Origin of the sequence: Yimella sp. NH-Cas1, assembly GCF_022359705.1 — a bacterium.
Taxonomy (GTDB): Bacteria; Actinomycetota; Actinomycetes; order Actinomycetales; family Dermatophilaceae; genus Yimella; species Yimella lutea.
Genome location: NZ_JAKSGG010000003.1, coordinates 1,049,787 through 1,063,181, shown reverse-complemented (window position 1 = coordinate 1,063,181; position 13,395 = coordinate 1,049,787). Strand labels below are relative to the sequence as shown.

11 protein-coding genes and 1 tRNA gene are annotated in these 13,395 nt (G+C 67.1%); 9 read left to right on the top strand and 3 right to left on the bottom strand.

Translation table 11 applies throughout. The features are described from left to right. Positions 1-121 precede the first annotated feature (121 nt). Entirely contained in the window at positions 122-2,908 is a 2,787-nt protein-coding gene (aceE, locus tag MF407_RS05485) for a pyruvate dehydrogenase (acetyl-transferring), homodimeric type (RefSeq protein WP_239701698.1), read from the top strand. A gap of 73 nt (positions 2,909-2,981) precedes the next feature. On the opposite strand, the gene MF407_RS05480 is transcribed toward aceE, so the two are convergent. Beyond that, on the bottom strand, positions 2,982-4,103 hold the full coding sequence (locus tag MF407_RS05480; RefSeq protein ID WP_239701697.1) for a glycerophosphodiester phosphodiesterase: 1,122 nt from the start codon (positions 4,101-4,103) through the stop codon (positions 2,982-2,984). Between the two features lie 103 nt (positions 4,104-4,206). On the opposite strand from MF407_RS05480, the gene MF407_RS05475 reads away from it, so the two are divergent. The 7 genes from MF407_RS05475 (at position 4,207) to MF407_RS05445 (ending at position 10,814) form a co-directional block, all read left to right on the top strand. Further along, positions 4,207-5,169, top strand: a complete 963-nt coding sequence (locus tag MF407_RS05475; RefSeq protein ID WP_239701696.1) for a hypothetical protein — start codon at positions 4,207-4,209, stop codon at positions 5,167-5,169. Then, positions 5,169-5,360: a helix-turn-helix domain-containing protein gene (locus MF407_RS05470; protein WP_239702854.1), complete on the top strand. Its 192-nt coding sequence runs from the start codon at positions 5,169-5,171 to the stop codon at positions 5,358-5,360. Before MF407_RS05475 ends, MF407_RS05470 begins: the two co-directional genes overlap by 1 nt. Positions 5,361-5,442: 82 nt before the next feature. Beyond that, positions 5,443-6,618: an acyltransferase domain-containing protein gene (locus tag MF407_RS05465; RefSeq protein ID WP_345770833.1), complete on the top strand. Its 1,176-nt coding sequence runs from the start codon at positions 5,443-5,445 to the stop codon at positions 6,616-6,618. Continuing rightward, positions 6,618-7,667 carry a beta-ketoacyl-ACP synthase III gene (locus tag MF407_RS05460; RefSeq protein WP_129626644.1) on the top strand — a complete coding sequence of 350 codons (1,050 nt, stop codon included), beginning with the start codon at positions 6,618-6,620 and terminating at the stop codon, positions 7,665-7,667. The genes MF407_RS05465 and MF407_RS05460 overlap by 1 nt, the downstream gene beginning before the upstream one ends. Before the next feature lie 89 nt (positions 7,668-7,756). Continuing rightward, complete coding sequence (locus MF407_RS05455; protein WP_129626642.1) at positions 7,757-8,005, top strand: acyl carrier protein; 249 nt, start codon at positions 7,757-7,759, stop codon at positions 8,003-8,005. Positions 8,006-8,121: 116 nt separating this feature from the next. Continuing rightward, entirely contained in the window at positions 8,122-9,366 is a 1,245-nt protein-coding gene (fabF, locus tag MF407_RS05450) for a beta-ketoacyl-ACP synthase II (RefSeq protein ID WP_129626640.1), read from the top strand. Then, positions 9,366-10,814 carry a carboxyl transferase domain-containing protein gene (locus MF407_RS05445; RefSeq protein WP_239701695.1) on the top strand — a complete coding sequence of 483 codons (1,449 nt, stop codon included), beginning with the start codon at positions 9,366-9,368 and terminating at the stop codon, positions 10,812-10,814. The genes fabF and MF407_RS05445 overlap by 1 nt, the downstream gene beginning before the upstream one ends. Before the next feature lie 57 nt (positions 10,815-10,871). Here MF407_RS05445 and MF407_RS05440 read toward each other — a convergent pair whose 3' ends face one another. Both MF407_RS05440 and MF407_RS05435 read right to left on the bottom strand, forming a co-directional pair. Then, positions 10,872-11,384 (bottom strand): DUF3145 domain-containing protein, encoded by a 513-nt coding sequence (locus MF407_RS05440; protein WP_129626636.1) that lies wholly within the window; start codon positions 11,382-11,384, stop codon positions 10,872-10,874. Between the two features lie 174 nt (positions 11,385-11,558). After that, on the bottom strand, positions 11,559-13,025 hold the full coding sequence (locus MF407_RS05435; RefSeq protein WP_239701694.1) for a protein kinase: 1,467 nt from the start codon (positions 13,023-13,025) through the stop codon (positions 11,559-11,561). A 288-nt stretch (positions 13,026-13,313) separates the two neighbouring features. Here MF407_RS05435 and MF407_RS05430 point away from each other — a divergent pair. Then, positions 13,314-13,387 (top strand) — tRNA-Ile (locus tag MF407_RS05430). Positions 13,388-13,395: the final 8 nt, after the last annotated feature.

Below are 13,395 nucleotides of genomic sequence, written 5' to 3'. Positions count from 1 at the left end.
GCCGACTGCGATCACCGCACGAATCGGGTCAGATGCGGGCATATATGCCCACGTACTAGAAGGTAACCGGACTCGCTTGTACGTACACGCCTTCCGCGGTGTTTGATGGAGATTGCGAATCATGTACGCGAAGGAGCCAATCGTGTCACCAGAGCCTGCCAAGGGCCCGATCCTCAACGGTCTACCCAGCCAACTTCCGGACGTCGATCCGGAAGAGACGCAGGAATGGTTGGAGTCCCTCGACGGGATCATCGACGCCGGCGGTCGCAACCGCGCGCGTTACGTCATGCTCAAGTTGCTTGAGCGAGCTCGCGAACGCCAGGTGGGCATCCCGTCGTTGACGACGACCGACTACATCAACACCATCCCTCCGGAGGGCGAACCGTGGTTCCCCGGTGACGAGGAGGTCGAGCGCCGCTACCGCGCCTGGCTGCGCTGGAACGCTGCGATCATGGTGCACCGCGCCCAGCGTCCTGAGATCAGCGTCGGTGGACACATCTCGTCCTACGCATCGGCCGCGACGCTGTACGAAGTGGGCTTCAACCACTTCTTCCGCGGCAAGGACCACCCCGGCGGCGGCGACCAGGTCTTCTTCCAGGGCCACGCCTCCCCCGGCATGTACGCCCGCGCCTTCCTCGAAGGCCGCCTGTCCGAGGACCAGCTCAACGGATTCCGCCAGGAGAAGTCGCACTTCATCGACGGCAAGCCGTTCGGTCTGCCGTCGTACCCACACCCGCGGAACATGCCCGACTTCTGGGAGTTCCCGACGGTGTCGATGGGTATCGGTCCGATGAACGCGATCTACCAGGCGCAGTTCAACCGCTACCTGCACAACCGCGGCATCAAGGACACCAGCGACCAGCACGTGTGGGCGTTCCTCGGTGACGGCGAGATGGACGAGCCGGAGTCGCGCGGTCTCCTGCAGCTGGCGGCCGGCGAGGAGCTCGACAACCTGACGTTCGTCGTCAACTGCAACCTGCAGCGGCTCGACGGCCCGGTGCGCGGAAACGGCAAGATCATCCAGGAGCTCGAGTCGTTCTTCCGCGGCGCCGGCTGGAACGTCATCAAGACGGTCTGGGGACGCGGCTGGGACCCGTTGCTCGCTGCCGACCGCGATGGCGCCCTGGTCAACCTGATGAACACCACGTCCGACGGCGACTACCAGACCTTCCGCGCCAACGACGGAAAGTACGTCCGCGACAACTTCTTCGGACGCGACCCTCGTACCAAGGCGATGGTCGCCGACTGGAGCGACGAGGACGTCTGGTGGCGCCTCAAGCGTGGTGGCCACGACTACCGGAAGGTCTACGCGGCGTACAAGGCGGCGACCGAGCACCACGGTCAGCCGACGGTCATCCTCGCCAAGACGATCAAGGGCTACAGCCTGGGCACCCACTTCGCGGGGCGCAATGCGACCCACCAGATGAAGAAGCTCACGCTGGACGACCTCAAGATGTTCCGCGACTCGCTCAAGATCCCGATCTCGGACGCGCAGTTGGAGGAGAACCCCTACCTGCCGCCGTACTACCACCCGGGTGAGAACGACGAGGCGATCAAGTACATGCGTGAGCGCCGCGCTGCCCTCGGTGGTGGCCTGCCCTCGCGCCGCACGAAGTCGAAGGAGATCAGCCTTCCGGCCGACTCTGCGTACGCCCAGGCCAAGAAGGGCTCGGGCAAGCAGATGGTCGCAACGACCATGGCGTTCGTCCGCATCCTGAAGGACACGATGCGCGACAAGGAGTTCGGCAACCGGATCGTGCCGATCATCCCGGACGAGGCACGTACGTTCGGCATGGACGCGTTCTTCCCGACGCTGAAGATCTACAACCCGCACGGCCAGAACTACAAGTCGGTCGACGCCGAGCTGATGCTCGCGTACAAGGAGTCGGAGCAGGGACACATCCTGCACACCGGCATCAACGAGGCGGGTTCGGTGGCTGCGTTCACGGCTGCCGGCTCGGCCTACGCGACGCACGACGTGCCGATGATCCCGATCTACATCTTCTACTCGATGTTCGGGTTCCAGCGCACCGGAGACAGCATTTGGGCGGCCGCCGACCAGATGGCGCGCGGGTTCATGATCGGCGCCACCGCCGGTCGTACCACGCTGACCGGCGAGGGTCTGCAGCACGCCGACGGTCACAGCCTGCTGCTGGCGTCGACCAACCCGGCCGTCGTGGCTTATGACCCTGCGTACGCGTACGAGATCGCGCACATCATGCAGAACGGTGTGGAGCGCATGTACGGCGACGAACCGGAGAACGTCATTTACTACATGACGGTCTACAACGAGCCGATGCAGCAGCCGGCCGAGCCGGACGACCTGGACGTCGAAGGTCTGCTCAAGGGCATCTACAAGGTGTCCGAGGGCAGCACCGAGGGTGTCGGTGACGACGCACGTCGCGTGCAGTTGCTCGCGTCCGGTGTCGGTGTGCCGTGGGCGCTGGAGGCGCAGCAGTTGCTCAAGGACGACTGGGGCGTCGTCGCCGACGTCTGGTCGGTGACCTCGTGGGGCGAACTGCGCCGCGACGGCCTGGCCGCCGACGAGCACAACTTCCTGCACCCGGACGAGGAACCGCGGATCCCGTTCATCACGCAGAAGTTGCAGGGTGCTCCGGGTCCGGTCGTGGCAACGTCCGACTGGATGCGCACCGTGCAGGACCAGGTTCGCCAATGGGTTCCTCAGGAGTTCGCCTCGCTGGGTGCCGACGGGTTCGGTTTCTCCGACACCCGTCCGGCTGCACGACGTTTCTTCCACATCGACGGTCCGTCGATGGCGGTGCGTGCGCTGCAGATGCTGGTCGAGCGCGGTGAGCTGGACGAGAGCTACCCGAAGAAGGCCGCCGAGAAGTACCAGCTGCTCGACGTCCGCGCGGGTACCTCCGGCAACGCGGGCGGCGACGCCTGACTTCGCGACACCGATCGATGAAGCCCCCCGGCACATGCCGGGGGGCTTCATCCCGATCGACCGGGACCGGCGGTCAGGGTGCCTCGATGCCGAGCGTCAGTTCACGCGAGAGCACACCGAGGTCGGGGTTGTCGGTGAAGATGCCGTCGATGCCGGTCTTCCACAGTTGCGCGAAGAAGTCGAGCACGCGACCGTAGTCGGCCGGGTTCGTGCCGATGCGGTAGTCGGCGGGAAGGAAGGTGTTCTCCGCGCGGACCGTCCACGGGCAGACCGTAAGGCCGTTGGCGTGCGCGTCGGCGACCAGCGAGGTCGGCTTGCCGAGGGTGCCGTCGGAGTTCCAGGAGATGACGCGCTTGGTGTCCGGGCCGACGCCGTCGATGTACTTGGCCCACTCCTTCATGCCCGAGCGGGACAGCAACTGGTCGTAGCTGCGGGTGTCACCGTACGGCGTGCCCTTGACCGTGGCCAGGAAGACCAACGGAGCCTTGACCCGCATCTCGGTTCGCAGATCGATCAGGTTCTGCAGTTCGAACGACTGGATGAAGATCGGGGCATTGGGCGAGTCGAGACGGAAACGACGGATCAGACGAACAAGCTTCTCCTCCAACGGGTTTCCCATCTCCCGGAAGTACGTCGGGTGCTTGGTCTCGGGGTAGACCCCGATGACACGACCGAGCTCACGCGACAGTTTCTCGCGCAGCTTCAGCACCTCCTCGAAGGTCGGGATCTGCCACAGACCGTCGTACGCGGTGTTCTCCTGCCGCAGTTCCGGCAGGCGCTCCACCGCTTGCAGCGTGCGTAGTTCGGCGAGGGTGAAGTCCTCGGCGAACCATCCGGTGACCGGGACACCATCCAGACTCTTGGTGGTCTTGCGGGAGGCGAACTCCGGGCGTTCGGCAACGTCGGTGGTGCCACCGATCTCCGGCTCGTGCCGACAGACCAGCACACCGTCCTTGGTGATGACCACGTCGGGCTCGATGAAGTCGGCGCCCATCCGGGCGGCGAGGGTGTACGCGGCAAGAGTGTGCTCGGGGCGATAGCCGGACGCACCTCGGTGTCCGACGACGATCGGACCCTTGCGGCGGGGTCCACGTCGACGACCGGAGTCGGCGTACGCGCGGTCGGTCAAGGCGGGGGCAGCAACAACGGATGCGGCGCCGGCGGCGACGAGGCCGGCGAAAGAACGTCGATTCATGAATCCATGCCAGCCCATCAAGTCGCCGTAGGGGTGACATCGAGGTGTCCAATCGACGAACGGTCGCCCGTTTTGGTAAAGGTTCTACAAATAAGCTGGCCCCATGCCCCAGCCCCGCAGCACCCAGCGCCGACTCGAGGCCGCAGCCGGTGGTCTCGCAACGACCGCGGTGCAGCGGATGGAGGACGAACTGCCTTGGTACCGGGCGCTGCCCGCCGAGGACCGGTCCTGGGTGGGCATGGTCGCCCATGCGGGCATCGCGGCCTTCATCGCCTGGCACGCCGACCAAGACACGTTGCCTCCGATCGCGGCCGACGTCTTCGGCACCGCGCCGCGTGAACTCACTCGATCGATCACGCTCCAGCAGACCCTCGACCTCGTCCGCACCACGATCGATGTCGTCGAACAGGCCGTGCCCGAGGTCGCTGAGCCGGACGAGCGAGTCGAGATGCGCGCCGCGGTGCTCACCTATTCACGCGAAGTCGCGTTCGCGTGCGCCCACGTATACGCGCAGGCCGCCGAGACCCGCGGCGCGTGGGACGCGCGACTGGAGTCGTTGGTGCTCGACGCGGTGCTGCGCGCCGAGGCCGACGAGGCGTTGCGCTCGCGGGTGTCGGCGCTGGGCTGGGACGAGGTCAAGGACATCGTGGTGATCGCCGGGAACGCACCCCCGGTGCGGGCAGCGAGACGGTGGACGCCGTTCGCCGGGTCTCGACCCGGATCGGTGCCGAAGCGCTGGCCGCTGTGCAGGGACGCAGGCTCATCGCCATCCTCGGCAATGTCGCCGACCCCATGCCGGTCGCCGGTGACCTGGCCGACCTCTGGGCGCCCGGCCCGGTCGTCGTCGGCCCGCTGGTTCCGCATCTGTACGCGGCCGGACGCAGTGCCAGGGCCGCGCAATCCGGGTATGTCGCGGCGGCCGCCTGGCCGAATGCACCGCGTCCCTGTCACGCCGAAGAACTGCTCGCCGAACGCGCACTCGGCGGCGACCACCGCGCCCGGCGACAGCTCACCGACCGGGTCGACGAAGCACTCGAACGACGTGCCGGCACCCGACAAACCGTGATGGCCTACCTGGAGAACGGCAGCCTCGAGGCGACCGCCCGTGCGCTGTTCGTGCACCCCAACACGGTCCGCTACCGGCTCGGCAAGTTCGAGCAGGACAGCGGCTACGACATCACCGATTCCCGTGACGCCTTCGCCGTCCGGCTCGGTGCCATGTATGCCGTGTTGCCATCTCCGTCCGAGCGTCGTTGACGATTCCTACAAAGACGGACCGCCGACTTTCGTCGGTTTCGGTGACCTGCTCCCCCACGGTCGGCAAGGGAGAGTTGAGGACGTGCTCGCAATCGTCTGCCCTGGACAGGGCTCCCAGACCCCCGGCTTCCTGGCTCCCTGGCTCGAACTGCCCGGCTTCCAAGACCGTCTGAACTGGCTCTCCGCCGTCGCCGCAATGGACCTGGTGGAGCACGGCACGACGTCCGACGCCGACACCATCAAGGACACCGCGGTCGCGCAGCCGCTCATCGTCGGCGCCGGCCTGGTTTCCTTGTTGGCCCTGTTCAGTCACCCGGCCGACGGCTTCCGCCTGGTCGGGGCCGGCGCCGGTCACTCCGTCGGTGAGATCACCGCCGCATCCGCTGCGGGCGTGCTGTCGGCGGAGCAGGCAATGGTGTTCGTCCGTGAGCGCGGCAAAGGCATGGCAGCTGCGAGCGCCGTCCTGCCGACCGGGATGGCCGCCGTCGTCGGTGGCACAGAGGATGATGTGTTGTCGGTGCTCGACAAGCACGGGCTGACACCGGCCAACCGCAACGGTGGCGGACAGATTGTCGCCGCCGGCACGATGGAGCAGTTGGACGCGCTGAAGGCCGACCCGCCGGCCAAGGCTCGCGTGATCCCGCTGCAGGTCGCCGGTGCATTCCACACCGAGCACATGGGGTCGGCCGTCGAACAACTGGGCGGATACGCCCGTGCGATGTCGACCCACGATCCCCGCGTCGCCCTGGTCTCGAACAAGGACGGGCAGGTCGTGCACAGTGGCGTCGACGTGCTGCGCCGCCTGGTGACCCAGGTCAGCAGCCCGGTGCGCTGGGACCTCACGATGGAGACGATCGTCGGGATGGGTGTCACCGGCATCATCGAGATCCCGCCGGCAGGCACCCTGGTCGGTCTCGCCAAACGCGGCATGCCGGGCGTCGAGGCACTGGCCCTGAAGTCGCCCGACGACCTCGACGCCGCTCACCGGATGATCCGGGAGCACGGGGACCCGCAGCAGGCGATGGACCCCACCTGGCGCCTGGTCATCTCGCCCGCCAAGGGCACGGTCACGATCGCCGACCTCACCGCCGGCGAGGACGTCCGACCCGGCACCGAGATCGCGACGGTCAACACCCTGCGCGACTCCTACCCGGTCAGCGCACTGCACGGCGGACAGGTGCTGGAGTGGCTGGTCGACGACGGCGATCCCGTCGCACCCGGCCAACCGATCCTTCGCCTCTACCCGACGGAACTGTGATGAATTCCCCTGTGTCCCAACCCAAGAAAACCGGCAAACTCCAGGTCGCCGACAGCGTCCGACACTCGCGCATCCTCGGAGTGGGCGCCTACCGCCCCGACCGAGTGGTCACCAACGACGAGATCTGCCAGTTCATCGACTCCTCCGACCAGTGGATCCGCGAACGCTCGGGCATCATCACCCGACGCATCGCCGGTGACCACGAGACCGTCACCTCGATGGCCGAAGCCGCATCACGCGAGGCGGTCGCGAACGCCGGGATGGACATGAGCCAGATCGACGCGGTGCTGGTCGCAACGGTCAGCCACCCGTACCAGACACCCGCCGCGGCACCGTTGATCGCGACGAACCTGGGAATCAACGGTGTGCCGGCCTTCGACATCTCCGCCGCGTGTGCCGGGTACTGCTACGGCATCAGCCTGGCCAACGACATGGTGCGCTCGGGCAGTGCCCGCAACGTCCTGGTGATCGGCGTGGAGAAGCTGTCGGATTTCACCGACAAGTACGACCGCGGCACCGCCTTCATCTTCTCCGACGGAGCCGGTGCAGCGGTGGTCGGCGCGTCCGACACCCCGGGCATCGGACCCACCGTCTGGGGATCGGACGGGGAACAGTGGGATGTCATCTCCCAGCGTGAGTCCTGGCTCGACATCCGGCGTTCGTGGGAGAACGAACCCGGCGACCAGCGCACCTGGCCGACGATCGGAATGGCCGGCCAGTCGGTGTTCCGTTGGGCGGTGTGGGGCATGGCCCCGGTTGCTCAGAAGGCATTGGACGCCGCCGGCATCACCGCCGACGACCTGGACGCATTCATCCCGCACCAGGCGAACATGCGGATCATCGACGCGATGATCAAGCAGTTGAAGCTGCCTGCCGACATCCCCGTCGCCCGCGACATCGCCGAGCAGGGCAACGCGTCCGCCGCCTCGGTCCCGCTCGCGACCGAGCGCATGCTGCGCGAGGGCGAAGCCCCCCACGGTGGGCTGGCATTGCAGATCGGATTCGGTGCCGGTCTGGTCTATGCCGCCCAGGTGATCGAACTCCCGTAAACCCCCGTCGGCTCGGCGGGCAAACCGGGTCAGCCCCGAGTTTCCCTGAACCACAGGGAAACACATCACGAAACAAGGAGTTGTCGAAGATGGCACAGAGCGACCAGGAGATCCTCGAGGGCCTCGCTGAGATCGTCAACGAGGAGACCGGCCTCGACACCAAGGAGGTGCAGGTCGACAAGTCGTTCACCGAGGACCTCGACATCGACTCGCTGTCGATGATGACGATCGTCGTCAACGCCGAGGAGAAGTTCGGTGTGCGCATCCCCGACGACGAGGTCAAGAACCTCACCACCGTTGGCGACGCCGTCACCTACATCAAGAACGCCCAGGGCTGACCGGTCGGGGAGCCGGTCGGCGTCTTCGGGCCGGCTCCCCCACCCGCTGCCGCACCACTCACCGAACCACGCACAGCACTCGCACGCGCGCCACAACCACGAGGAGTACGCACCCCATGAGCGCAGACAAGCGCATCGTCGTCACCGGAGTCGGCGCCACCACACCCCTGGGTGGCACGGCGACCGAGACGTGGGACGCACTGCTGGCCGGACGTTCCGGAGCCCGCACCATCGAAGCCGACTGGGTGCAGCAGTACGAGCTGCCCACCACTTTCGCCGCGTCCATCGCCCAGGATCCTGGTGAGGTGCTCGCGCGTGTGGAGACGCGCCGCATGGACCCGTCCGCGCAGTACGCACTCGTGGCGACCCGTGAGGCCTGGGCCGACGCCGGCGAGCCCCAGGTCGACCCGGAGCGTCTCGGCGTCGCGATCGGCACCGGTATCGGTGGCGTCCACACGCTGCTGTCGCAGTACGACGTGATGAAGGAAAAGGGCGCGCGTCGCATCTACCCCCTGACGGTTCCGATGCTGATGCCGAACACCGCGTCCGGCAATGTCTCCCTCGAACTCGGCGCGCGCGCCGGAGCACACACCACGGTTTCCGCCTGTGCGTCCGGAGCTGAGGCGATGGGTTACGCCGCGGAGATGATCCGTGCGGGCCGCGCCGATGTCGTCGTCGCCGGTGGCACAGAGGCCGCGATCCACGCGTTGACCATCGGCGGTTTCAGCGCGATGCAGGCATTGTCCAAGCGCAACGACGACCCGGCGGCTGCATCGCGGCCGTACGACGTCGATCGTGACGGCTTCGTCATGGGTGAAGGTGCTGCGGTGATCGTGCTGGAGACCTACGAGCACGCGAAAGCACGCGGCGCGAAGATCTACGCCGAGTTCGCATCCATCGGGATGTCCGCCGACGCACACCACATCACCGCACCCGAACCGGAAGGTTCCGGCGCCAGCCGTGCGATGAACGAGGCTGTACAGCGAGCAGGCCTGTCGCACAAGGATGTTGCGCATATCAACGCGCACGCCACCTCGACTCCGGTCGGTGACATCGCCGAGTCGAACGCGATCCGTCGCACCTTCGGCGACGCGACCGACAACATCGCCGTCACCGCCACCAAGTCGATGACCGGACACCTGCTGGGTGCTGCCGGCGCACTCGAAGGACTGCTGACTGTCCTGTCGGTGCACCACCGCCTGGTTCCGGCCACGATCAACGTCGACAACCAGGACCCCGAGATCGTCCTCGATGTCGTCAAGGGTGAGCATCGCAAGCTTCCGGACGGCGACATCGCTGCCCTCAACAACTCGTTCGGATTCGGCGGTCACAACGTCGCCATGATGGTGAAGAGCCTCTGATGGCACGTCAGCCCAACGAAGCGTCCGCCGCCGCGTCCGCCTCGGCCAAGCCGAAAGTCGACCGGGAGAACGATCCCCGTAACCCGCGCAAGCGTCTGGAGCAGTTCTTCGACGCCGGCACGCTCGAACTGATCACCGACGAGGACACCAGTGGTGTGTTGGTCGGTGTCGGTGACGTGGAGGGTGCGCGCGCCGTGGCTTTCGCCTCTGACGCCACCATCCAGGGTGGCGCGATGGGCGTCGAGGGTTGCAAGGCGATCCTGGTGGCCTACGAGCGTGCGCTGGCCGACGAGGTGCCGGTCGTGGGGTTGTGGCACTCCGGCGGCGCCCGCCTGGCCGAAGGCGTCGTATCGCTGCACGCGGTGGGCGAGGTCTTTGCGATCATGACCCGCGCGTCCGGCAAGATCCCGCAGATCTCGATCGTGATCGGTCCTGCTGCGGGCGGTGCCGCGTACGGTCCCGCGCTCACCGACATCGTGATCCTGGGGCCCGACGGACGCGTGTTCGTCACCGGCCCGGATGTCGTGCGTTCGGTGACGGGCGAGCAGGTGGACGCGCTACGCCTGGGCGGCCCGGAGCCGCACGGACGTCGTTCCGGTGTCGTCCACGTCGTCACCGACTCGACCGAGGAGGCGTACGAGCGTGGCCGCCAGCTCGTGGATCTGCTTGCCGCACAGGGCGAGATGGACGTGGACAGCGTGGAGGACCGCGACCTCGCTGCCACGCTGCCTGAGTCTGTGAAGCGTGCGTACGACGTTCATCCGCTGATTGCGGACCTGCTGGACGAGGGTGCCGATTCCCTCGAGTTGCATCCGCGTTGGGCACCGAACATCGTGACGACCCTCGGCCGCCTCGGCGGTCGGACCGTCGGTGTCATCGCGAACAACCCGATGCGCTTGGGCGGGTGCCTCGACTCCTCCTCGGCGGAGAAGGCGGCCCGGTTCGTGCGGATGTGCGACGCGTTCGGCGTGCCGCTGGTCGTGCTGGTCGACGTGCCCGGCTACCTGCCCGGCGTCGGCCAGGAATGGGATGGCGTCGTGCGCCGCGGAGCCAAGCTGCTGCATGCGTTCGCCGAAGCCGTGGTGCCTCGGGTGACGCTGGTGACCCGCAAGACCTACGGCGGCGCGTACATCGCGATGAACTCCCGATCGCTCGGTGCGACAAGGGTTTTCGCCTGGCCCGACGCCGAGATCGCGGTCATGGGCCACGTCGCCGCAGTACGCATCCTGCACCGCCGCCGACTGGCGGAGGTCGACGAGGCCGAGCGCCCCGTCGTCGAGAACCAGTTGGCCGACGAGCACGCCAAGCTCGCCGGCGGGCTCCCCCGAGCGATGGAGATCGGCGTGATCGACGAGGCGGTCGAGCCGTCCGCGACCAGGTCTGCGCTGGCTGCGGCCATCGCGTCCGCACCGGCCCGGCGGGGGCAACACGGCAACATCCCGCTCTGAGTCATTGCACACAGAAGCCCTGCACCGGATCTCGGTGCAGGGCTTCTGTTTTCACGCTCAGCTCACGCGGTGCAGCCAGCGGACGGTCGCGCCGTCACCGGCGTACCGGAAGGGTTCGAGCTCTTGGTCCCATGCGACTCCCAGGAGTTCGGCCATCTCGGCACGGAACTGGTCGGGGTCGCCCTTGCTCGCGGCGAGCGCAGAGCGCAGCCGGTCCTCATTGACGACGGCGTCGCCGTTGGCCGAGGTCCAGGTGTGGTGGATGCCGAGGGCCGGGGTGTGAGACCAGCGCGAGCCGTCACAGCCGGGGCTGGGTTCCTCGGTGATCTCGAAACGTACGTGCTCCGAGCCGCGCAGAGCACTGGCGAGTTTGGCGCCGGTACCGGGTTCCCCCATCCAGGACAACTCGGTGCGGACGAGGCCGGGCGCCATCGGCTGGCCGGTCCAGTCGATGCGGACGGCAGAACCGAGGACGTTCTCCAACGCCCAACTGATGTGTGGGCACAACGCAGTCGGAGTCGAGTGAATGAACACGACTCCGCGCGTGACACGCGAATTCACCGCAGACATCCGGGCCTCCTAGCTGTGCGAGGGACGTCTTCCCCAACGGCCTCGCAGTGGCCCATGTCAACGGCAGTGAAGTTGTTGTGGACATTGTGCCCCAAATTCGTAACTTCCGCACCATCGGTCACAGCCGATGACCTTAACGGCGCTCAGCTCGACGCCCGATCCGGCGCGCCGACGTCAGCGTCGTTTGGCGAGCGAGGCGATGGCGGTGCCGAACACCACCAACCCCGCAATCCCGCAGAACGTGAGTCCGGCCCCGGCATCGAGCGGACTCGGTTCGTCGTCCGTGCCGGTCACGTATCCCATCATCGCCGCCCACAACAGTCCACCCAGCAGGCACACGAACAGCGCGACGATGCCCCACGCCAGATGTCCCTTGCCGAGTGCTTGCGGCAAGCCCAGCATCAGCAGAACGACCGTGACGCCGAGTAGTACCTCTGCCAGCCCTGCGGACGCCGGCTCGACGTTGTAGTTGAGCTCGGCCCATTCGAGATTGAATGCGTTCCAGCTCTGCCCGTTCATCGACGCCCACGGCATGAACAGGCTGGCGAGGATCACCACACACATGATGATCCAGGTCCAGCCGATTCCCTTGGCCGTGCCGTCGGCCGGGCGCTCCCGGTTGATCGGTGGAGCGAATCCGTACGCCGGTTGCCCGTACGGTGCGCCGTACCCGTGGCTCGCAACGGCCGAGCCGCCGTGCATTCTCGGATCCGATGACGGGCGGTAGGTCTGCGCCGCAGACGGCGGCATGGACGACGGCATGGACGACGGCATGGACGGCGGTCCGGCGTACGGCGCATGGGTCGGCTGCACCGGAAACCGGCCGGGCGTCGAACTGAGGCCACCCCGCAGTGCGCGGGCGTACTCCCCCACCCCGTGTGGACGCTGGTAGGCGCCCTTGGCGAGACCGTGCATGACCGCGTCCCGGACTCCGGACGGGACGTGCGCAGGCAACTGCGGCGGCGATTCGTTGATGTGCTTCATCGCCAGTGTCACAGCCGAATCGGCCTGGAACGGTCGACCGCCGGTGAGGGCCTCGTACGTGACGACCGCGAGCGCGTACAGGTCGGCCTGGCCGTCGACGTCGTGTCCGAGCGCCGCCTCCGGCGCGAGGTACTGCGCGGTGCCGAGCACCTCTCCGGTGCGGGTCATCTTCGCCTCGCCGAGTGCGCGGGCGATGCCGAAGTCGGTGAGTTTCACCGTGCCCTTCTCGGTGACCAGGATGTTGGCCGGCTTCACATCACGGTGGACCACACCTGCCTCGTGCGCCGCCTCGAGCCCTGCGGCTGCCTGGCCGACGAGTGACACGACCTGCTCGGGCGGTAGTCCACCTCGGCGATCGATGAGGTCTGCGAGGGATGTACCGCGGACGTACTCCATGACCAGGTAGTCGGTGCCGGCGTCACGTCCGAAGTCGTGCACTTGCGCGATGTTGGGGTGGCTCAGCCGAGCGGCGGTGCGGGCTTCGTGATGGAAGCGCCGTGCGAACTCGGGGTCTTCGGCAAGCTCGCGTCTGATGACCTTCACCGCGACCGTGCGATCGAGCACGGCGTCGTGCGCCACCCAGACCTCGCCCATGCCACCGCCGGCGATCCGCGAACGCAACTCGTACCGTCCGCCGAGCGTCTCCCCCGGTCTCACGATCGCGCCTCCCCGTCGTGGCTGTCTTTGTGCCCAAGCATGCACCACGCGGGCGTGCCTACCCGGCGGCACGCTGAGACCGCAAACCGATTGAGCTCCTCCGTTGCGAGCTGTGCTCGACGCCCCGACCCGACGCCGCCTGACCTGGGATCCACCGCACGGCACCGGCTGACGTCCGCCGTCGGCGCTCCCGTACCCTCGTCTACCGGTCAGGTTCTCGTCGGCTCATCAACGCACCGGCTGTCCCGAGGTGGACGGAGGATCTGACCGGCCCGGATCTCCGGGCGCGGGGCGGTAGCTCAGCCGGTCAGAGCAGCGGACTCATAATCCGTCGGTCCTGGGTTCAAGCCCCAGTCGCCCTACAGCGTTT

Excerpts from the sequence above, each read along its gene's own strand:
- aceE (WP_239701698.1), top strand. The coding sequence starts at position 122 with ATGTACGCGAAGGAGCCAATCGTGTCACCAGAGCCTGCCAAGGGCCCG.
- MF407_RS05480 (WP_239701697.1), bottom strand. The coding sequence starts at position 4,103 with ATGAATCGACGTTCTTTCGCCGGCCTCGTCGCCGCCGGCGCCGCATCC.
- MF407_RS05475 (WP_239701696.1), top strand. The coding sequence starts at position 4,207 with ATGCCCCAGCCCCGCAGCACCCAGCGCCGACTCGAGGCCGCAGCCGGT.
- MF407_RS05470 (WP_239702854.1), top strand. The coding sequence starts at position 5,169 with ATGGCCTACCTGGAGAACGGCAGCCTCGAGGCGACCGCCCGTGCGCTG.
- MF407_RS05460 (WP_129626644.1), top strand. The coding sequence starts at position 6,618 with ATGAATTCCCCTGTGTCCCAACCCAAGAAAACCGGCAAACTCCAGGTC.
- MF407_RS05455 (WP_129626642.1), top strand. The coding sequence starts at position 7,757 with ATGGCACAGAGCGACCAGGAGATCCTCGAGGGCCTCGCTGAGATCGTC.
- fabF (WP_129626640.1), top strand. The coding sequence starts at position 8,122 with ATGAGCGCAGACAAGCGCATCGTCGTCACCGGAGTCGGCGCCACCACA.
- MF407_RS05445 (WP_239701695.1), top strand. The coding sequence starts at position 9,366 with ATGGCACGTCAGCCCAACGAAGCGTCCGCCGCCGCGTCCGCCTCGGCC.
- MF407_RS05440 (WP_129626636.1), bottom strand. The coding sequence starts at position 11,384 with ATGTCTGCGGTGAATTCGCGTGTCACGCGCGGAGTCGTGTTCATTCAC.